This window comes from Pseudomonas sp. B5(2017) (genome assembly GCF_002112825.1).
Classification (GTDB): domain Bacteria; phylum Pseudomonadota; class Gammaproteobacteria; order Pseudomonadales; family Pseudomonadaceae; genus Aquipseudomonas; species Aquipseudomonas putida_Z.
On record NZ_NEIR01000013.1, the window covers coordinates 77,537 to 101,333 of the forward strand.

Here is a 23,797-nt window from a genome sequence, read left to right on the forward strand (position 1 = left end):
CGCGCCCAAAAACCAATGAAAACAGCAAAGATAACCCACCATCCATATGATTACTGACAACAAAATAGAGATAGCGAAAAATATCTACGAACAAAATGACGTATTCAATGTCAGCAGCAAGCCTGCGCGAGTCAGAACTGCTTTATCTGCAGCACTGGTGGAATATAGATCAACGAATCTTTTGAACTGCCACGCGAGCGCAATGGACCAGCTCTACCATCAAGTAATTTCCTATTTACCTGAATATACTTGCTGGCTCCTATTAAGCAATGGCGGAATGGTTAAATCTAGCAGAATTGTCGAGCGCTATCGACTTTGGGGCGGGCTGGATAAAGGTGGGATCACCCTCCCCCTAGGGCAAAGAACCAAGGAGTATAGCTTAAAGAACGGGAATGAAATTCAGTATTTTGGAGCCATACAATTGGAAAATCCTAATTTCTTTCACATCGCCAAACTAATCTCAACTCACTCTTCAACGCATCTCATATTATCAAAGAGCAATTCTGTCGTGGAGAAAATACTTGACGATGGATGGAGCTATGGCTCGAGAAAACATCCCGACAAAATACTATACCATTTAGAAAATGAGTCAGTTTTTCTAATTACCCCCATAGGTGAATTTGATGACACGGAGGGAGGCGCGGTCATAATTGCCAGATCAGAATTAATTCAGAAATGCTATGGAATTAGACCGACATAAAGAACGGGGGATCACAATTTTCATTACATTATGCGTATCGCGACCATCCCGTTCTGATGGCCATCGGGTCAGCTGGCTCACCTATTGCAGCGGCGATCTGCTCAGCCTCAAGTTCGACGAGCACGAACTGGACAGCTATCAGGCGAACGCGTTGACATGGAGAACATTACTGGAAGCGCATTCGAGGAGTAGACATAATGCATGACGACTACTTAACCAATCCAAGCACCTACATGGCGCTCGAGCAGTTATTTCTGGATGCATTTATAAAAACCATTAGCGAATACAACAACCAGGAAGAGTACACCGCACCTTTTTACAGAACCACATACAACAACGGACAATCTTTTGGTGATGCAAACCCAATATTCTCAGCCAGAAATGCAAAACGCAAAAAGATAATTAGAATTATCATAGACGAGGACGAAAACGAAATTTCTACAGCGTACAAAAACACCGAGCATGGAGTCGAGACCATAGTATTCGGCGGGGTATCAAACCTCCCAGAACTTATAGCCTTCCTAGACAATTGGACTAAACAACCCTAGAAATTAACAGCAAACAATAACGAAATATTACGCCATAACCATAAATGCACAGACATTGAAATAATTTTCGACCATACCCGCAAGGAAAAATGATGTTTAAAGATTACCTTAGCAACCCAGACACATACCAAAAACTGGAGTCATTTTTCACTTCAGCGCTCAATGAACACCTTTACTCCAAAAGAATCAACCCAGCCAAATACCGCACACCTTACTACAACACCACATGCGTTGACGGGACACGATTAATGGAGGCCAACCCGATATTTTCCGTTCGCAACACAAGCACTCAGAACATTCTGAGAGTAGTAATCCATGAAGCCGTCAAAAGCTACTCCACAATTCATAATAAAATAGATGGAGCCGAAGAACCATGCTTAATTATTAAGATTTCCGATTTAGATCGTGTAACTAACGATGTAAACAAATGGATAGATAAGCAAGAAAACCAGGGGTAACATAAAACAAGGGCGATGCAACCGAGCAATATTCATTAGTTATCCAGCGACAACCATGCCGACATATTTTGCTCTTTAAAAACCATCTTGAATATTTTAAGCAAACGACACTATCGGCCGACTGGTGAAAAGCCATGGCGGCCAGCCCGGTGGTAAGGAGAGGGAAAGCGCGACCTCCGCGAGCATCAGCACTTCTTATGCGATTCTCAGATCCACAAGTCATGTAAAAACCTGACAGCGCTTACAGGAACTGCAAAAGATATTCTTGGAGAAAAAGGATTCAATCTATGATCAAGCTCAACAACATGAGAGCATGGGGCACCGAAGTCGGTAGCGATGAAACTTTGAGGCTCGATGAGATTTCATTACTTACAACGCCAGCCATGATTCGTACCTTGGGTGTATTTTTGATAACCGCAGCTTATGAAATGGAGGAAAACGATGCTGAGCATATACATCTTCAAGATCTATCCTCTAACTTCTCACACAAAAAACATGTTGATATAATTCTGGTTAATCAGAATAAATTTAAAAACAGCTAAGACACCAACTAAGGAGCGACATGCCGGCCCTTCTCCAGCGCTGCTGGAGCGCAGTACGGATGATGGCTGCATAGGTCGATACCGAAGGTGTTCAAGGAGCCATTCAAGCACTGAGGGAATTCTGGACGTATTGGATTCCGAAACTGGCGTGCGAACCATCCGAGAGGTCATAAATAAGTCATGAAGAAAGAATCTACAAAAAAATCTTTCAGCGAGTTGCCGCCAAGTTTGGCCTTTGCGGGAGAGACAAAACCTTTTTCATGAGACATGGCGACGCTTACTTAATAGTCAATTTGCAAAAAGCTTCCGGCAACTGCAGCTTTTACATCAATGGCGGGCTAAGCTATATAGACCTGCTTTCAAGCAGTGATTTAGTGTGCTCTCCATTTTCAGCCTACAACAACCAATCCACTCAATTCCCAATCCATGTAGACTTTAGAGCAGAAAACGTTCCCAATAGCCCCATTACGCAAGCTGGAATTGATGCCGCTGCATCTAGCCACGATGCCATGGCAATAGAAAATATAATCTTCATCGCATTAGAATCCATAATACTTTTCGCCCGCAATCATGGAGACAGAAAAGAAGTCCGCAGACTAAAGCAAGCCAAACTCTTTCCAGCAATAATAAAAAAAGAGGTTTGACGCCCTTCGATTAAACTTGTATCAAAAACCAAAACTGACAGAATCGGCACGCTTTCAAAGAAATATTTATCAGCAGAATGCAATAAAACCTGGTGTCGCCCAGGCGAACTCCACTGAAGCAACAGCGCCATACTAAATATTAATTGCGTAACTGCCTAAGATTACCTCACGGGCGACAGCAATCGTGAAGAGCTCTCAATAGCCGTCATAGCTCGTAAAAATAACCGACCACTAACACTCACCCAAAAATTCCAATGAAAATTGCAAACATAAATTATATTCACCACCTATATTACCCGCTAATCTCGATGACAGACGAAGAAATTAGCAAATTCGAAATAAACAACAGGAAAGATAGATACAGACTCTTCCGCCTAATGAGCGCACTATTGAAAACATTCGGACCAATTGCAGCAGAAAATATTTCAGACTGCCTTGAGTACGTAATCTTTACGCGGAGCTACGAAAATTACTGGCGAGATCTAATACCGCACGAAATACCTTTAGACGACGTAGATGACAAAGAAGAGTACATAAACGAACTATTTTTTGCGCTTTTTCAGCGCCCACCATTACGCCAAGAAAGTGGAAGCATAACGATTTCACAGCAAGTACCGCCTCAAGGTTTGAAAACGAACGAATAGAGGTTTATCACTCGATGCTGCAAAATAATGGCACGGGCTGTGCCCGTGTTCGCGGGATCGCCCGCTCTCGTAGAACAACACATGACTCGTTGGTTCAGCGAGGTACTGTAGGAGCAGCCTTGTGCTGCGAAGAGGCCGGTACAGCCAATAGACAGGCTTTGTCAGTACCGGCCTCTTCGCAGCACAAGGCTGCTCCTACAAAGAGCGATATTTGTTCTCTGCGCGACAGCGCAGCCCAAAAGGCTGGGCAATCTCCCACATTGCGCCCGACAGTTTCTCCCGCAGAGGCACGGACAAGCGTTCTAGCGCTTGACCAATACCTCCGCTCAATCACGTCCGGCTTACAGCCAACCGCACCAACGCACTGCCGCCATGAACAAATCTTCATTTTGCTGACGAGCGCCCTGATTGCGGGCGTGGCAGCCCTCTTCGCTTCTGCAGCCGCAGGCCTTCACCTTGAGGGGGCTCACTACCTTGCGTAGCATCACCGCCCCCCGGGGCCGCTGCGCGGCCCATTCGCGGGCACGCCCGCTCCCACAGGCGCGTGCCCACAGCGCTCACACCTCACCCAGCCACACCATCAGCAGACAGAACCCCGATGCCGCAACCCATACCCCTCAAGGACCACGAAAAGGAAAAGCACCTGGTCAACCGCCGGCTTCTGGCCTGCGCCGCCCTGGTCTTCAGCCTGGTCGCCGTCCTGGTGGGCCGGCTCTATGTGCTGCAGGTGCTGCAGCACGACCAGCAGACCGCCGTATCGGAAAACAACCGCGTGCACGTGCTGCCCATCGCCCCCGAGCGCGGGCTGATCTACGACCGCAACGGCGTGGTGCTGGCCGACAACAAGCCCAGCTTCGACCTGACCATGACCCGCGAGCGGGCCGGCGGTGACACGGCCAAGGTGCTCGATACCCTGGCGCAGGTGCTGAGCCTGACCGACGACGATCGCAAGCAGTTCGACAAGGACCTGCGCCGTGGCCGCAAGCCGTTCGAACCGGTGACCCTGATGGTCGGCCTGAGCGAAGAGCAGATAGCCCTGGTGGCGGTGAACCAGTTCCGCCTGCCAGGCCTGGAGGTGGAACCACAGTTCATCCGCGAGTACCCGCTGGCCGAGCATTTCGCCCACTCGGTGGGCTATGTGGGGCGCATCAACGAGAAAGAGGCCAAGACCCTCGACAGCACCGAATACCGGGGCACCCAGTCGATCGGCAAGACCGGCATCGAGCACTTCTACGAAAGCCAGCTGCACGGTCATGTGGGCTACGAGGAGGTCGAGACCAACGCCCAGGGCCGGGTGATGCGTGTGCTCAACCACAAGGCCCCGACCCCGGGCCAGGACATCGTCCTGACCTTGGACGCCCACCTGCAACTGGCCGCGGAAAAGGCCCTGGGTGACCGCCGCGGCTCGGTGGTGGTGCTCGACCCGGCCAATGGCGACGTGCTGGCGATGGTCAGCAACCCCAGCTTCGACCCCAACCTGTTCGTCAAGGGCATCAGCTTCAAACAGTACGCCGCCCTGCGCGATTCCATCGACCGCCCGCTGTTCAACCGCGTGCTGCGCGGCCTGTATGCCCCCGGTTCGACGGTGAAGCCGGAGGTGGCCATCGCCGGCCTCGACAGCGGCGTGATCACCCCGGGCAGCCGGGTGTTCGACCCGGGCTACTACGAGCTGCCCAACTACGACCACAAGTACCGCAACTGGAACCGCAGCGGCGATGGCTGGGTGGATATGTACACCGCCATCATGCGTTCCAACGACACCTACTTCTACGACCTGGCGCACAAGCTGGGCATCGACCGCCTGCACGACTACATGGCCGAGTTCGGCCTGGGCCAGAAGGTGTCGCTGGACATGTTCGAGGAGGCGTCCGGGCTGATGCCGTCGGCCGAGTGGAAGCGCGCCACCCGGCGCCAGGCCTGGTTCCCGGGCGAGACGCTGATCCTGGGCATCGGCCAGGGCTACATGCAGGTCACCCCGCTGCAGCTGGCCCAGGCCACCAGCCTGCTGGCGAGCAAGGGCGTGTGGCACCGCCCGCACCTGGCCATGACCGTAGGTGGCGATGCGCCGGTAGACCCCAACCCGATGCCCAATATCGTGCTGCACGACAGGCACGCCTGGGACCAGGTCAGCCAGGGCATGCAGATGGTCATGCACGACCCGCGCGGCATCGCCCGCGCTGCCGCGGCCGGTGCGCAATACCGGATTGCCGGCAAGAGCGGCACCGCGCAGGTGGTGGCGATCAAGCAGGGCGAACGCTACAACCGCGACAAGACCCTGGAGCGGCACCGCGACAATGCCCTGTTCGTCGGCTTTGCCCCGGCTGATCACCCGAGTGTGGTGGTGGCGGTGATGATCGAGAACGGTGAAGCCGGCGGGCGGGTGGCAGGACCGGTGGTGCGGGAGGTGATGGATGCCTATCTGCTGGATGAGCAGGGGCATCTGAAGCCGGAGTATGCGGGTGGGGTAGTGCCTCGCAGCGTGCCGCACACTTAGGTCTTTGGGGCCGCTTCGCGCCCCATCGCGACACAAGGCCGCTCCTACAAGAGACCGCGTCCGCCTGTAGGAGCGGCCTTGTGTCGCGAAGGGCTGCGAAGCGGCCCCAGCACACAAAAACAAAAAGGAATAATAATATAAAATCTTATTCCTTTTTCATCATCCCGTAATCCTCTATAAATCCCCCAACTGCACAGCCGCCAACACTTGGCCAACTGTCTGCAGCGCAACACACGATCAACAGGCAACGCCCGCACGGCAACAGCGCCGCAAGCATCAAAAATGCGCTAACCAGTTGAAATAAAAGAATATTCAAACTCGGCACGACGATTGCTCAAGCAAAGTCCCCCGCTCAACCAGAACCGGAGACCTGCCCATGAGCACCCCACTGAACGTCGTAGCCCTGTCCGGCGGCACTGCCCGCCCTTCGCGCACCCTGGCCCTGACCGAGGCGATCCTCGCCGAACTGGCCCAGCACCTGCACATCAAGCCGCACCTGATCGAACTGGGCGAGATCGCCCGCCCGTTGGGCAGCGCCCTGTGGCGCAGCGAACTGCCCGAGGCCGTGGAACAGCAACTGCGCCTGGTGGAAAAAGCCGACCTGCTGGTGGTGACCACGCCGGTGTACCGCGGCAGCTTCACCGGCCACTTCAAGCACCTGTTCGACCTGATCGGCCAGGACGCCCTGGTCGACACCCCGGTGCTGCTCGCAGCCACCGGCGGCAGCGAGCGCCACGCGCTGGTGCTCGACCACCAGCTGCGCCCACTGTTCAGCTTCCTGCAAGCCCTGACCCTGCCCATCGGCGTGTTCGCCAGCCAGGCGGAAATGGCCGACTACCGGGTGTCCAGCGCAGCCCTTGCCGCCCGTATCCGCCTGGCCGCCGAGCGCGCCGTGCCGCTGTTCGGCGCCCATCATGCGCTGCGCAAGAGCGCCTGAGGAGCGGCCATGAATGCACCTGTGAACACCCCCCGGCGCCCTGCCCTGGCCATCGCCCGCGAACTGGCCGGGCAGTTTGCCCAGACCGCCGTCGAGCGCGACGAGCGCGGCGGCACGCCAAAAGCCGAGCGCGACGCCCTGCGTGACAGCGGCCTGCTGTCGCTGGTGATCCCGCAGGCCTTCGGCGGCCAGGGCGCCAACTGGCACGACACCTTCGCGGTGGTGCGCGAGTTCGCCCGGGTCGATAGCTCCATCGCCCACGTGTTCGGCTTCCATCACCTGATGCTGGCCACCGTGCGCCTGTTCTCGCGCCCGGACCAATGGCAACCGTGGTTCGAGCAGACCGCCCGCAAGCAGTGGTTCTGGGGCAATGCCCTGAACCCGCTGGACACCCGCACCGTGGTCAAGCACTTCGATGGCTGGTGCGAGTTTTCCGGCAAGAAAAGCTTCTGCTCCGGCGCCAGCGATTCGGAAATGCTCATCGCCTCGGCGGTGGACGAACGTGCCGGTGGCAAGCTGCTGATCGCCGCCATCCCCAGTGGCCGTACCGGCATCAGCCTGCACAGTGACTGGAACAACATCGGCCAGCGCCAGACCGACAGCGGCAGCGCCACCTTCGAGCGGGTACGGGTGGAGCACAACGAACTGCTGCTCGACCCAGGCCCCCTGAGCACGCCGTTCGCCGCCCTGCGCCCGCTGATTGCCCAGTTGCACTTCGCCAACCTGTTCCTCGGCATCGCCGAGGGGGCGTTCGAGGAGGCCCGCCAGTACACGCTCAAAGAAAGCCGGCCGTGGTTCCGCTCCAGCGCCGCCAGCAGCGCCGAAGACCCATACGTGCTGCGCCATTACGGCGAGTTCTGGGTCGGCCTGGAGAGCGTGCGCCTGCTGATCGAACGGGCCGCACGCCAGCTCGATGCCGCCTGGGCCAGGGAGCACGCCCTCACGGCGCAAGAGCGCGGCGACCTGGCCCTGGCCATCGGCACCGCCAAGGTTGCCGCCAGCCGCCATGGCCTGGACATCTGCAACCGCCTGTTCGAGGTCACCGGCGCCCGCGCCACCCATGCTTCGCTACGCTTCGACCGGCACTGGCGCAACCTGCGCACGCAAACCCTGCACGACCCGGTGGACTACCGCATCCACGAACTCGGCGAGTGGGCCCTCAACGACAAGCGCCCTGCCCCATCCTTCTATTCCTGAGGATTGCCCATGCAACTGCTGACCCTCCCCCCGTCCCCGACACTGGCCACCTCGATCCGGGCCACCGCACAGGTTTTCGAAGACCCCAGGTCGCAGGCGCTGCTCGCCCACCTGCAACAGGTCGCCCCCAGCGAGGCCAGCGTGCTGATCATCGGCGAAACCGGCACGGGCAAGGAGCTGGTCGCACGCCACATCCACAACCTCAGCGGCCGGCGCAACGGCCCGTTCGTCGCGGTCAACTGCGGTGCCTTTTCCGAATCGCTGGTCGAGGCGGAGCTGTTCGGCCATGAAAAAGGCGCCTTCACCGGTGCCCTGGCGGCCAAGGCCGGCTGGTTCGAGGAAGCCAACGGCGGCACGCTGTTCCTCGACGAAATCGGCGACCTGCCGCTGCCGATCCAGGTCAAGCTGCTGCGCGTGCTGCAGGAGCGCGAAGTGGTGCGGCTGGGGTCGCGCAAGAGCATCCCGATCAATGTGCGGGTACTGGCGGCGACCAACGTGCAGCTGGAAAAGGCCATCAACGCCGGGCATTTTCGCGAAGACCTGTACTACCGGCTGAACGTGGTGACCTTGCAGTTGCACCCGTTGCGCGACCGCCCGGGTGACATCCTGCCGCTGGCCCGGCACTTCATCCGCAGCTACAGCGACCGGCTGGGCTACGGGGCGGTGGAGCTGAGCGCCAAGGCCCAGGCCAAGCTGGTGGAATACAGTTGGCCGGGCAACATCCGCGAGCTGGAGAACGTGATTCACCACAGCTTGCTGACCTGCGGCGACGGTACGGTGCAGGCGCAGGACCTGCGCTTGTCCAACCTGCGTATCGAACGGCAGGAGGAAGAGCCTGCGGGCAATGGTGTGGAGGATCTGCTGCAGCGTGCGTTCAGCCGCTTGTTCGAAGAGCAGTCGGGTGACCTGTACGAGAAGGTGGAAAATGCCCTGCTGCGGTCGGCGTATCGGTTCTGCCATTACAACCAGGTGCATACCGCGCAGTTGCTGGGGTTGTCGCGCAACATCACCCGTACCCGGCTGATTGCGATCGGCGAGTTGGTGGTGAACAAGCGGCGGGGGCAGGAGCAGCAGGTGCTGGATAACCGGGTGGTGCGGTTGTCGATCTGAATGCTTGTAAACCTGTGCCGGCCCCTTCGCGGGTAAACCCGCTCCCACAGGGGCCGCGCCAAGCTTGAGATCGGCACAGTACCTGTGGGAGCGGGTTTACCCGCGAAAGGGCCGGCACAGACACCCAAATTGCTAGTTCCGGTCGCCTCCGCGATCATCCCCAACATCATGGTCAGCCCCATCATCAGCGCCATGCCCTACACCGTGGGGCTCGCCCACATCGTGATTCGCTTCGTGATTCGCCTCATGGTTGGCTTCGTGATTGGCTTCATGATTTGCTTCGTGGTTGGCCTCGTGGTCGGCGCCATCATCAGCACCATTGCGCCCGCGGCCATCATGGCCTGGGCCGCCATGCCCACCACCATCGCCACTATGCCCGCTGCCACTGCCGCCGTGGCCACCACCCGAGCCACCGCCGCCGCTACCACCACCTCCACCGCCATGACCACCGCCGCCGCCACTACCACCACCCCCGCCACCATGGCCACCGCCGCCACCGCTACCACCACCTCCGCCGCCATGGCCACCACCACCGCCGCTGCCTCCGCCACCACCACCGTGACCACCACCGCCTCCGCCACCACCACCATCCTTCGCATATGCGCTGGAGGTACCGCCAATGGAGTCAGGCACCAACACGGCCGAAGCCGACAACACTGCACCGATAGCCAAAGCCAACAAACATTTCCTGAGCATCATGAGCCTCCGCTTGGAGTAGCACCGGGCTGCACTACGCACCCGGTGATTTCCGGCCCCCCATGGGGCGACCTGCTAACCAGCGCGGCCATCCATCTAGCGGTTGAACGAGATCCATCTGGGCCTGCCGGCCATATATTTCAGAATGTTTCTTGATTTTTTGAGCGTAGCTACACCGCTTCGCTTGTCACCGACCGGTCATCAGAATGGCTGGCTCGCCAAAGGCCGCTGCACCATGGCCTGTCGAGCCGGGTTGCTCAGGAGGCTGCGCGGGGCATCAGATCATACGGGTGCTTCCACCCTGGCAACGCCTGGATTCGCGCCTTCCATGCCTCGATGTGGGTGAACTGCGCCAACGCAATGCCAGTGTCCTCCGGCATGAACACATACCCGGCCAGCGACAGGTCAGCGATCGTCAGCCGGCCACCGACCATGAATGGCGTCTTCGCCAAGTGCGCGTCGACAATACGGTAGGCCGCCAAGGCACGTTCACGCAGGAACCGGGTCACGTCCGTTTCACCGGTTTTCTTCAGGCAGAAAAGAAAGCGCAGCGCCGCGTAGTAACTGGTGAACTTGTGGTTGTCGAACAGCATCCAGCGCCAGATCTCGCGCTTTTCGTCTTCGTCGCGGGGGCCGAACTGCCCGGTTTTCTCCGCGAGGTAGTCAAGGATCAGCGCAGACTGGGTGAAGGATTTGCCGGCGTGCTCCAGCACCGGCACCTCGCCCTGCTCGTTCACTTCGTCGCGCCAGGCTTGTTCACGAGTCTGGCCATTGAAGAAATCGACGAACACCGGCTGCCAGTCCTGGCCTGTGAGCTCAAGCATCAGGGCGGCCTTGTAGGCGTTACCGGATTCGGCGAAACAATGCAGCTTGTAGTCGGGCATGGGTGAGATCCTTCAGTATCCATTGAATGATTGGGCCATCGGGCCGAGCAGATCACGCCTGGCCCGACAGGGTCAATGCGCGCAGCCAGAACATCTTATTCCCCGTCCCTCCCGTCATAGTCCCCACCCGAGCACCACTCTTTACCCGGGTGAAGACTACTTACCAACTCGCCTGACAGGGCCCTATCGCCGGCAAGCCAGCTCCCACAGGTACTGCACAGCCCTCAAGGGCTGCGCGGTCGTGTGGGAGCTGGCTTGCCGGCGATGGGCTGCGCAGCAGCCCCGGCAATCTCCAGCGTTGAACAAGGGAACTACCACCCCACCTGCGCTTTCTTAAACACTGAGTGGTTCAATTACTTGGGCTTCATGCTACTGGAGATCACACCATGCGCCACCTACTCCTCGCCCCTGCGCTGCTGCTCCTGCTGCCTGCCGGTGCTGCCCTGGCTGACGTCGACGCAGGCGACGTCGCAACCTCGGCCGGTGTTTCCGCCTCGCTTTACTCGACCTTCAAGGACGACAAACGGATCATCCCGGCGCGTGACGAGCTTTCGGCCTACGTCGCCAGCGGTGGTGCAATCCGTGGCGCCTATGTGGAGTCGGCGCTGGAACAAGCCCGCAAGGACAACCCAGGCCTGCAGGCCAATGATGAAGAACTGGCCCGGGCCCTCCTCTCGCAGGATGACCGCATAGCCGATCATTGAGTGAGGTAATCCTGCACCGGCCTCTTCGCGGGTAAACCCGCTCCCACAGGAACCGCACCCACTTCAAACGCAGTGCGGTCCCCTGTGGGAGCGGGTTTACCCGCGAAAGGGCCGGCACAGGCAAAACCTCAACCCCAGCCATCCATGCGCATGGTAGCCCTTACCAGCCGCTGCTCTTCCTGCTCGATCTCCCGCAAACTGTCGCGGATCCCGTTGATATGTTCGCGCGCCGCGCGCTGCGCCTGCTCGGGCAGCTGCTCCATCACCGCGTGATACAACCGCGCATGCTGGCGGTCGATCTGGCGCTTCTGCGCTGGCCGGCAATACAGGTTGTTGACCGAAGCGAACACCGTGCTCAAGGTCAGGTCACTGAGCGATTGCAAGGTATGCACCAGCACCGGGTTGTGCGACGCCTCGCTGATCGCCCGGTGAAAGGCATGGTCGCGGCGGGCATGTTCACGGGCATCGATCGCTTCGGGGGCGTCGTGCGCAGCCAGCATTTCTTCATAGCGCCGGCGGATCAGCAAACGGTCGACCTCGGTGGCCCGCAACGCCGCCAGGCGCGCCGATTCGGCCTCCAGCAACGCCCGCACTTCCAGCAGGTCGAACAGCGTGCGCGGCTGCGAACCGAACAGGTGCATCAACGGCGTGGCTCCCGCATGGCCCGTCAGGTCGGCAACGAACGAGCCCCGCCCCTGCTCGGTGTCGATGATGCCGCGCCCGCGCAGGATGCGCAGGCCTTCACGCAGCGCCGAGCGCGAGCAGCCCAGCTTGTCCACCAGGCGCCGCTCCGACGGCAGGGCCTGGCCCACCTTGAGCACGCCTTCGACGATCAGCCGCTCGACCCGTTCGGCCACCTGGTCGGCGACCTTGGCCTTGCCTTCAGTACCCACTGCGTACCCTCCTGCTGGTAGGACCACTTCGACCACCTGCCTCAATCTAGCCGGGCAAAGCCGTCAATAACCAGTACCCGTCGCAAAAACTGGTAGGACCAGTTAACCCCGTGCTCGACCGCGGCGGCTGCCACGCGCAGGCTGCAAGGGTGAGCGCTTTGCCAACAACAACAAAAACCGTTGCCGAGTGAGCCGATGAATATCCTGTATGACGAACGCGTCGATGGCGCGCTGCCCGACGTGGACCAGGCGGCGCTGCTGCAAGCGCTGCGCGCTGCCCTGCCGGACCTCGAGATCCTGCACCGCGAGGAAGACCTCAAGCCCTATGAATGCGACGGCCTCTCGGCCTACCGCACGGTGCCGCTGTTGGTGGTGCTGCCCGAGCGCCTGGAGCAGGTGCAGACGCTGCTCAGGCTTTGCCACCAGCGTGGCGTGCCTGTGGTGGCACGCGGCGCCGGTACCGGCCTGTCGGGTGGCGCCCTGCCACTGGCCAAAGGCATCCTGCTGGTGATGGCGCGGTTCAACCGCATTCTCGAAGTCAACCCGCAGGGCCGCTTCGCCCGTGTGCAGCCCGGCGTGCGCAACCTGGCCATCTCCCAGGCGGCCGCGCCCCACGGCCTGTACTATGCGCCGGACCCGTCCTCGCAGATTGCCTGCTCCATCGGCGGCAATGTCGCCGAGAACGCCGGTGGCGTGCACTGCCTCAAGTACGGCCTGACCGTGCACAACCTGCTCAAGGTGGAAATCCTCACGGTCGAGGGCGAACGCCTGACCCTCGGCAGCGATGCCCTGGACAGCCCCGGTTTCGACCTGCTGGCACTGTTCACCGGCTCCGAAGGCATGCTCGGCATCGTCACCGAAGTCACCGTCAAGCTGCTGCCCAAGCCCCAGGTGGCGCGGGTGCTGCTGGCCAGCTTCGACAGCGTCGAGGACGCCGGCCGGGCTGTGGCCGAGATCATCGCTGCCGGGATCATCCCCGGCGGCCTGGAGATGATGGACAACCTGGCGATCCGCGCTGCGGAGGACTTCATCCACGCCGGCTACCCGGTTGACGCTGCGGCCATCCTGCTGTGCGAACTGGATGGCGTCGAAGCCGATGTGCACGATGACTGCGAACGGGTCGCCGCCGTGCTGGCCCAGGCCGGTGCGCGTGATGTGCGGCTGGCCTGCGACGAGGCCGAGCGCGTGCGCTTCTGGGCCGGGCGCAAGAACGCCTTCCCGGCGGTGGGGCGCATCTCCCCGGACTACTACTGCATGGACGGCACCATCCCGCGCCGCGAACTGCCACGGGTGCTCAAGGGCATCAGCGACCTGTCCGCCGAATACGGCCTGCGCGTGGCCAACGTGTTCCATGCCGGCGACGGCAACATGCACCCGCTGATCCTGTTCGATGCCAACCTGCCAGGCGAGCTGGAACGTGCCGAAGCCATCGGCGGCAAGATCCTCGAGCTGTGCGTGGCCGTAGGCGGCAGCATCACCGGCGAACACGGCGTGGGGCGCGAGAAGATCAACCAGATGTGCGCACAGTTCAACAGCGACGAAATCACCCTGTTCCATGCGATCAAGGCCGCCTTCGACCCGCAAGGCCTGCTCAACCCCGGCAAGAACATCCCCACCCTGCACCGCTGCGCCGAATTCGGCGCCATGCACGTGCACCATGGGCAACTGCCCTTTCCCGAACTGGAGCGTTTCTGATGAGCATGGACCGCGACATCAGCAAGGCCCTGCTGGAGCAGGTCAACCAGGCGCTGAACCAGGCCACGCCGCTGCGTATCCAGGGCGGCAACAGCAAGGCCATGCTCGGCTGCCCGGTGACCGGCGAGGTGCTGGACACCCGCAGCCACCGCGGCATCGTCAGCTACGACCCGACCGAACTGGTGCTGACTGCCCGCGCCGGCACGCCGCTGCGCGAGATCGAGGCGGCACTGCACGAAGCTGGCCAGATGCTGCCCTGTGAACCACCGCACCTGGGCCCCGACGCCACCCTGGGTGGCATGGTCGCGGCCGGGCTGTCCGGCCCAAGGCGGCCGTGGGCCGGGTCGGTGCGCGACTATGTGCTGGGCACGCGGGTGATCACCGGCCACGGCAAGCTGTTGCGCTTTGGTGGCGAAGTGATGAAAAACGTTGCCGGCTACGACGTGTCGCGGCTGATGGCGGGCAGCTTCGGCTGCCTCGGGCTGCTGACCGAGGTGTCGCTGAAAGTGCTGCCACGCCCGCGCCAGTGCCTCAGCCTGCGCCTGCCGATGGGCCGCCAGCAGGCGCTGGCGGAGCTGGCTGAATGGGGCCAGCAGCCGCTGCCGATCAGCGCGGCCTGCCATGACGGCGACGCGCTGTACCTGCGCCTGGAAGGCGGCGAAGGCTCGGTGCAGTCGGCACGCCAGCGCCTGGGCGGCGAGGCACTGGACAGCTGCTTCTGGAGCGACCTGCGCGAGCAGCGCCTGGCGTTCTTTGCCGGCCCCGCGCCGCTGTGGCGCCTGTCCGTGCCCAACGCCACCGGCGAGCTGGACCTGCCCGGCCAGCAGCTGATCGACTGGGGTGGCGCGCAGCGCTGGCTCAAGTCCACGGCACCAGCACAAGAGATCCGCGAGCAGGTCGCCAAGGTCGGCGGCCACGCCACCTGCCATGCCCCTGGCGCTGCCAGCAGCCCACCGCTACCCGCCGCGCTGATGCGCTACCACCGTGCGCTCAAGCAGCAACTCGACCCCCAGGGGGTGTTCAACCCTGGCCGCCTGTACCCGGACCTGTGAGGCCAGACCATGCAAACCAACCTGAGCGAAACCGCCCGGCAACTGGCCCGCGCCGACGAAGCCGAAAGCATCCTGCGCTCCTGCGTGCACTGTGGTTTCTGCACCGCCACGTGCCCCACCTACCAGCTGCTGGGCGATGAACTGGACGGCCCACGCGGGCGCATCTACCTGATCAAGCAGATGCTCGAAGGCGCGCCGATCACCGCCAGCACCCAGTTGCACCTGGATCGCTGCCTGACCTGCCGCAACTGTGAAACCACCTGCCCTTCCGGGGTGAAGTACCACGACCTGCTGGACATCGGCCGCGCCGTGGTCGAACAGCAGGTGCCACGCCCGCTCGGCCAGCGCCTGCTGCGCCAGGGCCTGCGTGCAGTGGTGCCACGGCCGGCGCTGTTCAAGGCCCTGACCCGCAGCGGCCAGGCCCTGCGCCCGCTGCTGCCGGCCACGCTCAAGCGCAAGCTGCCGGCGCGGGTCGCCGCCCCGGGCCAACGCCCCGCACCGCGCCATGCGCGGCGGGTGCTGATGCTGGAAGGCTGCGTGCAACCGGCCCTGTCGCCCAACACCAATGCCGCCGCCGCACGCCTGCTGGACCGCCTGGGCATCAGCGTGGTGCCGATCCAGCAGGCCGGCTGCTGTGGCGCGGTGGACTATCACCTCAATGCCCAGGAACAAGGCCTGCAACGGGCGCGGCGCAATATCGATGCCTGGTGGCCAGCCATCGAAGCCGGCGCCGAGGCCATCGTGCAAACCGCCAGCGGCTGCGGCGCGTTCGTGCGTGACTACGGCCACCTGCTGGAAAAGGACCCACGCTACGCCGCCAAGGCCGCACGGGTCAGCGCCCTGTCCCGCGACCTGGTGGAGGTGCTGCGCGACGAGCCGGTCGAGCAACTGGGCCTGTGCGCCGAACAGCGCCTGGCCTTCCATTGCCCATGCACCCTGCAGCACGCGCTGAAGCTGGGGGGTGCGGTGGAGGCGTTGCTGACACGCCTGGGCTTTACCTTGACCCCGGTACCGGACGGCCACCTGTGCTGCGGCTCGGCCGGCACCTATTCGCTGACCCAGCCCGAGCTGTCGCTACAACTGCGCGACAACCGCCTCAACGCCCTGGAAAGCGGCAAACCGCAAGTCATCGCCACCGCCAACATCGGCTGCCAGGCCCACCTCGACGGGGCCGGGCGCACACCGGTGCGGCACTGGATCGAAATCGTCGAAGCAGCCTTGAACCCGGAGAACCACCATGCATAGCAAGTCCGTGATCGGCCAGGCCGAAGTCGCCCGCGTGCTGACCGCCGCCCGCCAGCAAGCCCAGGCGCAACAATGGAACGTGACCATCGCCGTGGTCGACGATGGCGGCCACCCGCTGGCCCTGGAGCGCCTGGACGGCTGCGCGCCGGCCAGCGCCTACATCGCAATGGAAAAGGCCCGCACTGCCGCGCTGGGGCGCAAGGAGACGCGGGATTACGAGGAGATGGTCAATGGTGGCCGTACCGCTTTCGTCACCGCGCCGCTGCTGACCAGCCTGGAAGGTGGCGTGCCGCTGCGGGTGGATGGGCAGGTGGTGGGGGCGATCGGCGTGTCCGGGGTCAAGGCCGAGCAGGATGCCGAGGTGGCCAAGGCCGGGGCGGCTGCCCTCTGAATCCTGTGCCGGCCTCTTCGCGGGTAAACCCGCTCCCACAGGTGCTGCACAGGCCTCAGGCCTTGTGAAAGCCCTGTGGGAGCGGGTTCACCCGCGAAAGGGCCGGCAAAAGCAACATTTACCCAGAAGACTGAACATCGAGCGAACAGACAATGCCAAACCATCCACTCCAGATCGCCCCCACCCTGCAGCGCTTCATCGAAGACGAAGCCCTCCCCGGCACCGGCATCGAAGCCCGCACCTTCTGGCAAGGCTTCAGCACCCTGATCCACGACCTCGCACCACAAAACCGCGCCCTGCTCGCCGAACGCGAGCGCCTGCAAGCAGAACTGGACAACTGGCACCGCCAGCACCCCGGCCCGATCCGTGACATGGCCGCCTACCAGCACTTCCTGCAAGGCATCGGCTACCTTGTGGAGCCCCCGGCAAGCGTGCAGGTCAGCACCCGCAACGTCGACCGCGAGATCGCCGTGCAGGCCGGCCCGCAACTGGTGGTGCCACTGAGCAACGCCCGCTACGCCCTCAACGCCGCCAACGCCCGCTGGGGCTCGCTGTACGATGCCCTGTATGGCACCGATGCCATCGCCGAAACCGAGGGCGCCGAGCGTGGCCAGGGTTACAACCCGCAACGCGGCGCCAAGGTGATCGCCTATGGCCGGCAGTTCCTCGACACCGCGGCCCCTCTCGACGGTGCGTCGCACAACGACGCCAAGGCCTACGCGATCAGCCAGGGCACGCTGCAGGTAACCCTGGCCGATGGCCGCCAGGTCGGCCTCAGGCACCCCGCGCAACTGCGTGGCTACCAAGGTGAGCCGAACGCGCCAACAGCGATCCTGTTGCAGCATCACCAGCTGCATTTCGAAATCCAGGTCGACCCGGCCAACACCATCGGCCAGCAGGACCCGGCCGGGGTCAAGGACATCCTGCTGGAGGCCGCGCTCACCACCATCATCGACTGCGAAGACTCGGTAGCCGCCGTGGATGCCGACGACAAGGTCAACGTCTACCGCAACTGGCTCGGCCTGATGAAGGGCGACCTCAGCGAACAGGTCAGCAAGGGCGGCAAGACCTTTGAACGCACCCTGGCCGAAGACCGCCACTACCACGGCGCAGACGACCAGCCACTGACCCTGCCAGGCCGCTCGCTGCTGTTCATCCGCAACGTCGGCCACCTGATGACCAACCCCGCCATCCACGACCGCGATGGCCGGGAAATCCCGGAAGGCATCCTCGATGCTGTGGTCACCAGCCTGATCGGCCTGCATGACCTCAAGCGCCGTGGCAATTCCCGCGAGGGCAGCCTGTACATCGTCAAGCCGAAGATGCACGGGCCGGCCGAGGTGGCCTTTGCCGACCAGCTGTTCGGCCGTGTCGAAGCCCTGTTGGGCCTGCCCGCACACACGCTGAAGATGGGCATCATGGACGAGGAGCGGCGTACCAGCGTCAACCTCAAAGCCTGCATCGCCAGCGCCGAGTCACGGGTGGTGTTCATCAACACCGGCTTCCTCGACCGCACCGGTGACGAGATGCACACGGCCATGGAAGCCGGCGCCATGCTGCGCAAGGGCGACATGAAAGGCAGTGCCTGGATCCAGGCCTACGAGCGCAGCAACGTACTGGTGGGGCTGGCCTGTGGCCTGCGCGGCAAGGCGCAGATCGGCAAGGGCATGTGGGCCATGCCCGACCTGATGGCGGCCATGCTGGAACAGAAAGTCGCCCAGCCCAGGGCCGGCGCCAACACGGCCTGGGTGCCCTCGCCCACAGCCGCGACACTGCATGCGCTGCACTACCACCAGGTGGATGTGGCGGCCGTGCAGCAAACGCTGGAACAGGTTGACCTGAATGCCCAGCGCGCCGAGTTGCTGCATGACTTGCTCAGTGTCCCGGTCAGCCCCGAGCGGCCCTGGAGCGCAGCCGAAATCCAGGCCGAGCTGGACAACAACTGCCAGGGTATCCTCGGTTACGTGGTGCGCTGGGTCGAGCAAGGGGTCGGCTGTTCCAAGGTGCCGGATATCCATGATGTGGGCCTGATGGAAGACCGCGCGACCCTGCGGATTTCCGCGCAGCACATTGCCAACTGGCTGCACCACGGGGTGGTCGATGCCGAGCAGGTCGAGGCGACCTTGCAACGCATGGCCGGCGTGGTCGACCAGCAGAATGCCGGGGACCCGGCGTACCGGCCGATGGCCGCCGGTTTCGAGGCATCGCATGCCTTCCGCGCTGCACGGGAGCTGGTGTTCAAGGGGCGGCAGCAGCCCAGTGGCTATACCGAACCGTTGCTGCATGGCTGGCGCTTGCGCTTCAAGCAGGAGGTCGGGCGCTGATGCTGACAGGGGCCGCCATGCGGCCCTATCGCCGGCAAGCCAGCTCCCACAGGTACTGCACAGGCTTCAGGCCTGGTGTGATACCTGTGGGAGCTGGCTTGCCGGCGATGAGGCCGGGACAGGTGTAATCAACTTTGCGAATCGACCACCACCGGCTCGCCTATCGCATAAAAATGCCCACCCGCCACGTAGTGCAAACTGCGCCACTGCGGGTCGGCATGCTCGTAGGCCCAGTGGCCATCGCGGAACACCCGGTCATCGGCCCAGGCCGCCACCACCTCGCCAATGAACAGGTCGTAGGTGTTCTGGTTGTGCGGCTCGTCGATCACCCGGCACATCAACCAGGCCGAACAGCCCTCCACCAACGGCGCCGCATGCCCCTCGACCCGCGCCAGCTGCACACCAATGCTGGCGAGCTTGTCGGGCTGGTCGAACAGGCTGCGGGAACCCACCTGGTGGGTCAGCTGCGCCTGCGCCGCGGTTGGCACCTGGATCACCAACCAGCCACTGCCCTCCACCAGCTGCCGGGTGCGGGCGGTCTTGTCGAGTACCACGGTCACCTTGGGTGGGTCGAAATCCAGCGCACAGGCCCAGGCGGCCGCCATCACATTGTCCACCCCTTCGTGGCTGGCCGACACCAGCACCGTCGGGCCGTGGTTCAGCAGGCGATAGGCCTTTTTCAGGTCGACGGCTTGGAAATGGCTGTTCATGGCAATCCTCGGCAAGGCGGGTAGCGGGCGGCAAATTGTGCCGCAGGCGCCGTCCTCCCGCCAGCTTGGGGTGTCACTCCTGCATCTTCAGAAAACTCCTACGCGTTGCTCGGATGCGTCCTACTTGTTGCCCCCTGCCTACTGAAAACATGATCGGCACTGGATGACGCAAGGTCGCGATCCAGAGGAGGTTTTGCATGCACCTGTACGCCCGCCCCACTGCCGAATTGCGCAGCACCCTGCGCGAACTGCTGGCCCATGACATGAACAACCCGGACGAAGACCCCCACCTGTCGGGGGTGATGTTCTTCTGCGCCACCGATGAACGCTCCCGCCAACTGATCGAGCGTATCGAGTTGCTGGCCAGCGAGTTGTTCTTCGACCCGAACGGGCGGGCCATTACCGAGCATATGAAAGCGGCGGCGGTGGAAGGCGTGCGCATCAAGCGCAACCGCAAGGCGCCGGCGGACGAGACGGTGATACGTATCGCGCTGGCGGACAAGGGCTACATCACGGTGAGTACTGCCCGGATCTGTGCATCAGCTTGCGGTCTCGCTCTTGTAGGAGCGGCCTTGTGTCGCGAAAGGGCTGCGCAGCAGCCCCGGGAATTCAGCCTCAACGCAGATATCGCCGGGGCTGCTGCGCAGCCCTTTCGCGACACAAGGCCGCTCCTACACAGCCAATCCGCTATCCTGAGCACTTCCCCGCTCCGGACCGCTCCATGGAACTGCACATTCGCCTGGAAGGCCGCAAAGGCCTGGCCGACCAGCTTTACCAGCAACTGCGCGCCGGCATCGATAGCGGCCACCTGGCCGCGGGCACCCAACTGCCGCCAAGCCGCCTGCTGGCAGAGCAGCTGGGCGTGTCGCGCAAGACCGTGGCCGAGGCCTATTCCCGGCTGACCTACGACAACCTGCTGAGCGGCGTGGTCGGCCGGGGCACCTTCATCACCCCGCGCCAGCCGCTGCGCAGCAGCGAATCGAACGCCATTCCCCTGGCCGCTGCCGCGTCCCTCGAGCGCTGGCAGCAGCGCGCCACCGTGCTGAGCCAACGTCAGCTGGACGCGCCCTCGCGTTACGACTTCATCGGCGGGGCCTCGAGCAAGGCGCAGTTCCCCTTCGACCAGTGGCGCAGTTGCCTGAACCATGCCCTGCGCCGCAGCCAGCGCCACCCCGAGCGACAGTTCCCGGCCCAGGGCCTGCCAGAGCTGCGCGAGGCCATTGCCCATCACATCGCCTACGCCCGCGGCGTGCACTGCAGCGCCGCCGACCTGCTGGTGTGCAACGGCGCCCAGCAGGCTCTGGACCTGATCGCCCGGGTACTGGTCGAGCCGGGTTGCCAGGTGGCCATGGAAGACCCGGGCTACCCGCCAGCGCGGCAACTGTTCCTGGCCCTGGGCGCGCGCCTGCAATCGGTACCGGTGGACGATGAAGGCCTGTGCGTGGAACAGATCGCCGACGGCACCCGGCTGATCTACGTGACGCCCTCGCACCAGTTCCCGCTGGGCATGCCGATGAGCGAGCCACGCCGGCACGCCCTGCTGGCACGGGCCGCCGAGCTGGGTGCGTTGATCATCGAAGACGACTACGACTGCGAGTTCCGCTACCACGGCCCAGCCGCGGAGGCGTTGCAGCGCCTCGACCGCCATGGCCTGGTGGCCTATGTGGGGACCTTTTCCAAGACCTTGCTGCCCGAGTTGCGCCTGGGCTACGCCGTACTGCCGCCCGCCGTGTTGAAGGCCGCCTGCGTGGCCAAGCACCTCAGCGACTGGCACAGCCCGACCCTGTTGCAGTGGGCACTGGCGCGGTTTCTCGGCGAAGGCCACCTGAACAAGCACATCCGCCGTTGCCACGAGGTCTACAGCGCCCGTCGCGAACGCATCCTCGCACGGCTGGGCGGCGACCTGTCACCGTGGTTCAGCGCCATCCCCGCCAGCGCCGGGTTCCACCTCAGCGCCCTGGCCAAACCTGGGGTCGATGTCGAGTTGCTGGCCAACCTCGCACGCAAGGTGGAGGTCGGCCTGTACTCGCTGGCGCCGTTCTTCAGCGAAGCGCCAGTGCGCCCGGGGCTGTTGCTGGGCTTCGGCGCCATCGAGCTGCTGGACATCGACCCAGCGCTGGACCGGGTGCGCGACACCCTGCAGCGCCTCAGTTGACCGGCGCGGCCTTGCCCGCCACTACCGGGCGGGCAATGGCCGCGGCATAACCGCGTGGGTTGAAGCAGGCGGTAACCAGCAGCATTGCCACCACGGTCACGGTCAGCAGCGTCCACGAGGCCTGGAAATCACCGCTCATGTCGCGCAACCAGCCGGTGACGTACGGCACGATGCCGGTGATGATGAAGCCGATGCCCTGCACGAACGCCGCCAGGCTGCCAGCCTCGGCAGGCGTTTTCAGGTGCTCCAGGGTCAGCGTCAGGCTCTGGCTGAAGCAGGCGCCCAGGCCGAAACCGATCATCGCCACCCACAGCCCCGAGGCCAGCGTGGGTGCCAGCAGCAGGCCGAGGAAACCCACCAGCTGGATCGCCAAGGCCAGCCACAGGCCCGGGCGCCGGTCTGCCCAGCGCCGCAACAACAGCGGCAGGCCCAGTGCGCCGGCCACCTGGAAGATGGTCATCAGGCCCACCAGGTCGGCACCGCCCTGGGCGCTGCCGCCATGCTCGATGTGATAGGCCGGCAACCAGGCCACCATGCTGGTGTAGCCGCCGTTGATCAAGCCGAAGTACAGCGCCAGCAACCAGGCCCGGCGCGTGCCGAACCAGTGACCGCCGGTGGCACCGGCCAGCTTCGGCGCCTGCTGGCGTGGCCGCAGCACGGCCCAGGCCAGCACCGCCAGCACAGCCGGGATCGCCCACACGCCCAGGCCGACCTGCCAGTGGCCGAAGTAGCCACTGATGTGCGGCCCGAGCACGGCGGCCAGGCCGCCGCCGCTCATCAGCGCTGCCGAATACAGGCCCATCGCCCCCGCCAGGCGGCCGGGGAACCAGCGGTTGACCAGCCCCGGCATCATGCCCTGCACTACCGCCACCCCCAGGCCGGCCACCACCGCACTGGCAATCAGCGCCCAGACGCTGTCCAGTTGCAGGCGCCACAGGCAGGCCAGGGCGATGGCAGACAGGCCAGCGAGCATGCCGCCATGTTCGCTGATCCAGCGCCGCAACCAGGGTTGCAGCAAGGGCACCAGGCCCATGCACAGCACCGGCAACGCCGTCAGCAAGGCCGCCTGCTGGTAACCCAGGCCAGTGCTGGCGCGCATGGGTTCGAGCAACGGGCCGATGCTGGTCAGGATCGGCCGCAGGTTCAGTGCCAGCAGCATGACCAGCAACAGGTTCAATGCCGCTCTCATTGTGCGTTGGCCTGTTTCCATTCAAGGTACAGACTGGCTTCGCCGCTGGGCTTCAGTGCGCGCAGCGGCAAGCTCTGCTGCTGGGGCGGGCAAGCCATCTGCGCGTATACCGCCGCGGTGGACAAGCCATAGGGTTCGCCCTCGGCGTTGTCGTAGGCAAACCAGGCCCGCTCGATGCCGCACAGGTGCATGGCCGCCAGGCACATCGGGCATGGGTGGCCGCTGGCGTAGACTACGGCGCCGTCCAGGCGTGCCTGACCCAGGGCATGGCTGGCCTTGCGGATGGCCTGCATCTCGGCGTGGGCGGTCGGGTCCTGGGTGCTGTGGATCTCGTTGACCGCACGCGCCAGCACCTGCCCCTGGTACACCAGCACGGCGCCGAAGGGCCGGCCACCGGCCTGAATGTTGGCGCGGGCAAGGTCGAGCGCTTCGCGCATGTAGCGTTCTTCGGACATGAATCGGTTCCCCTGTTGCAAGACCTGATCATTATCCGGGCTTCGGCAGCCTGGCAGAAATGAAGAGATTGGATGCCTGTCAGTGGCCTCCCAAATGGCCGATTGGCCTCCCGCTTATGCGCGTGATTGG

General features: G+C 62.8%; 21 protein-coding genes and 1 pseudogene. 16 read left to right on the forward strand and 6 right to left on the reverse strand.

Going from position 1 to position 23,797, the window contains the following annotated elements; all coding sequences use genetic code 11:
• The first annotated feature begins 46 nt into the window (after positions 1 to 46).
• The 8 genes from CAG00_RS28315 to sfnR all read left to right on the forward strand — a co-directional run bounded on the left by CAG00_RS28315 (position 47) and on the right by sfnR (position 9,274).
• A complete protein-coding gene (locus CAG00_RS28315; RefSeq protein ID WP_139832811.1) occupies positions 47 to 700 on the forward strand; it encodes a hypothetical protein in 654 nt (217 codons plus the stop codon).
• Between the two features lie 197 nt (positions 701 to 897).
• The gene (locus tag CAG00_RS19785) at positions 898 to 1,248 is read left to right on the forward strand and encodes a hypothetical protein (protein ID WP_054572611.1); all 351 of its coding nucleotides are present in this window, start codon (positions 898 to 900) and stop codon (positions 1,246 to 1,248) included.
• Positions 1,249 to 1,993: 745 nt separating this feature from the next.
• Entirely contained in the window at positions 1,994 to 2,248 is a 255-nt protein-coding gene (locus CAG00_RS19790) for a hypothetical protein (protein WP_054572610.1), read from the forward strand.
• Positions 2,249 to 2,508: 260 nt separating this feature from the next.
• Positions 2,509 to 2,892, forward strand: coding sequence for a hypothetical protein (locus tag CAG00_RS28320; RefSeq protein WP_139832812.1), 384 nt, complete (start codon positions 2,509 to 2,511; stop codon positions 2,890 to 2,892).
• Between the two features lie 1,242 nt (positions 2,893 to 4,134).
• Positions 4,135 to 6,030, forward strand: a complete 1,896-nt coding sequence (mrdA, locus tag CAG00_RS19795; RefSeq protein ID WP_025338725.1) for a penicillin-binding protein 2 — start codon at positions 4,135 to 4,137, stop codon at positions 6,028 to 6,030.
• A 376-nt stretch (positions 6,031 to 6,406) separates the two neighbouring features.
• On the forward strand, positions 6,407 to 6,967 hold the full coding sequence (gene msuE, locus CAG00_RS19800; protein ID WP_025338724.1) for an FMN reductase: 561 nt from the start codon (positions 6,407 to 6,409) through the stop codon (positions 6,965 to 6,967).
• A gap of 9 nt (positions 6,968 to 6,976) precedes the next feature.
• Positions 6,977 to 8,164: an acyl-CoA dehydrogenase family protein gene (locus CAG00_RS19805; protein ID WP_085615236.1), complete on the forward strand. Its 1,188-nt coding sequence runs from the start codon at positions 6,977 to 6,979 to the stop codon at positions 8,162 to 8,164.
• 9 nt (positions 8,165 to 8,173) lie between these two features.
• A complete protein-coding gene (gene sfnR / locus CAG00_RS19810) occupies positions 8,174 to 9,274 on the forward strand; it encodes a sigma54-dependent transcriptional activator SfnR (RefSeq protein ID WP_085665137.1) in 1,101 nt (366 codons plus the stop codon).
• 197 nt (positions 9,275 to 9,471) lie between these two features.
• On the opposite strand, the gene CAG00_RS29205 is transcribed toward sfnR, so the two are convergent.
• Positions 9,472 to 9,855 carry a hypothetical protein gene (locus CAG00_RS29205; RefSeq protein ID WP_371915770.1) on the reverse strand — a complete coding sequence of 128 codons (384 nt, stop codon included), beginning with the start codon at positions 9,853 to 9,855 and terminating at the stop codon, positions 9,472 to 9,474.
• Positions 9,856 to 10,227: 372 nt separating this feature from the next.
• The gene (locus CAG00_RS19820; RefSeq protein ID WP_085665138.1) at positions 10,228 to 10,854 is read right to left on the reverse strand and encodes a glutathione S-transferase family protein; all 627 of its coding nucleotides are present in this window, start codon (positions 10,852 to 10,854) and stop codon (positions 10,228 to 10,230) included.
• A 386-nt stretch (positions 10,855 to 11,240) separates the two neighbouring features.
• On the opposite strand from CAG00_RS19820, the gene CAG00_RS19825 reads away from it, so the two are divergent.
• Positions 11,241 to 11,558 (forward strand): DUF2388 domain-containing protein, encoded by a 318-nt coding sequence (locus CAG00_RS19825; protein WP_003260922.1) that lies wholly within the window; start codon positions 11,241 to 11,243, stop codon positions 11,556 to 11,558.
• Between the two features lie 128 nt (positions 11,559 to 11,686).
• Here the strand turns inward: CAG00_RS19825 and glcC are convergent, their stop codons facing one another.
• On the reverse strand, positions 11,687 to 12,451 hold the full coding sequence (gene glcC / locus CAG00_RS19830) for a transcriptional regulator GlcC (protein WP_085665139.1): 765 nt from the start codon (positions 12,449 to 12,451) through the stop codon (positions 11,687 to 11,689).
• Between the two features lie 195 nt (positions 12,452 to 12,646).
• On the opposite strand from glcC, the gene glcD reads away from it, so the two are divergent.
• The 5 genes from glcD (at position 12,647) to CAG00_RS19855 (ending at position 19,158) form a co-directional block, all read left to right on the forward strand.
• A complete protein-coding gene (glcD, locus tag CAG00_RS19835) occupies positions 12,647 to 14,146 on the forward strand; it encodes a glycolate oxidase subunit GlcD (RefSeq protein ID WP_085665140.1) in 1,500 nt (499 codons plus the stop codon).
• Positions 14,146 to 15,198: a glycolate oxidase subunit GlcE gene (glcE, locus tag CAG00_RS19840; protein WP_085665141.1), complete on the forward strand. Its 1,053-nt coding sequence runs from the start codon at positions 14,146 to 14,148 to the stop codon at positions 15,196 to 15,198. The genes glcD and glcE overlap by 1 nt, the downstream gene beginning before the upstream one ends.
• A 9-nt stretch (positions 15,199 to 15,207) precedes the next feature.
• Positions 15,208 to 16,443, forward strand: a complete 1,236-nt coding sequence (glcF, locus tag CAG00_RS19845) for a glycolate oxidase subunit GlcF (RefSeq protein ID WP_085665142.1) — start codon at positions 15,208 to 15,210, stop codon at positions 16,441 to 16,443.
• Positions 16,436 to 16,834 carry a heme-binding protein gene (locus tag CAG00_RS19850; protein WP_085665143.1) on the forward strand — a complete coding sequence of 133 codons (399 nt, stop codon included), beginning with the start codon at positions 16,436 to 16,438 and terminating at the stop codon, positions 16,832 to 16,834. The genes glcF and CAG00_RS19850 overlap by 8 nt, the downstream gene beginning before the upstream one ends.
• A gap of 152 nt (positions 16,835 to 16,986) precedes the next feature.
• The gene (locus CAG00_RS19855; RefSeq protein ID WP_085665144.1) at positions 16,987 to 19,158 is read left to right on the forward strand and encodes a malate synthase G; all 2,172 of its coding nucleotides are present in this window, start codon (positions 16,987 to 16,989) and stop codon (positions 19,156 to 19,158) included.
• A gap of 128 nt (positions 19,159 to 19,286) precedes the next feature.
• On the opposite strand, the gene CAG00_RS19860 is transcribed toward CAG00_RS19855, so the two are convergent.
• Complete coding sequence (locus CAG00_RS19860; protein WP_085665145.1) at positions 19,287 to 19,868, reverse strand: flavin reductase family protein; 582 nt, start codon at positions 19,866 to 19,868, stop codon at positions 19,287 to 19,289.
• 197 nt (positions 19,869 to 20,065) lie between these two features.
• Between CAG00_RS19860 and CAG00_RS19865 the strand changes: the two are divergent.
• Both CAG00_RS19865 and CAG00_RS19870 read left to right on the forward strand, forming a co-directional pair.
• Positions 20,066 to 20,401: pseudogene (locus tag CAG00_RS19865) on the forward strand (hypothetical protein); the annotation flags it as partial.
• A 188-nt stretch (positions 20,402 to 20,589) separates the two neighbouring features.
• Positions 20,590 to 22,023: a PLP-dependent aminotransferase family protein gene (locus CAG00_RS19870; RefSeq protein WP_085665146.1), complete on the forward strand. Its 1,434-nt coding sequence runs from the start codon at positions 20,590 to 20,592 to the stop codon at positions 22,021 to 22,023.
• Here CAG00_RS19870 and CAG00_RS19875 read toward each other — a convergent pair.
• Both CAG00_RS19875 and CAG00_RS19880 read right to left on the reverse strand, forming a co-directional pair.
• On the reverse strand, positions 22,016 to 23,212 hold the full coding sequence (locus tag CAG00_RS19875) for a CynX/NimT family MFS transporter (RefSeq protein ID WP_085665147.1): 1,197 nt from the start codon (positions 23,210 to 23,212) through the stop codon (positions 22,016 to 22,018). The two genes, CAG00_RS19870 and CAG00_RS19875, sit on opposite strands and share 8 nt — an antisense overlap.
• Complete coding sequence (locus tag CAG00_RS19880; protein ID WP_085665148.1) at positions 23,209 to 23,667, reverse strand: nucleoside deaminase; 459 nt, start codon at positions 23,665 to 23,667, stop codon at positions 23,209 to 23,211. The genes CAG00_RS19875 and CAG00_RS19880 overlap by 4 nt, the downstream gene beginning before the upstream one ends.
• Positions 23,668 to 23,797 lie beyond the last annotated feature (130 nt).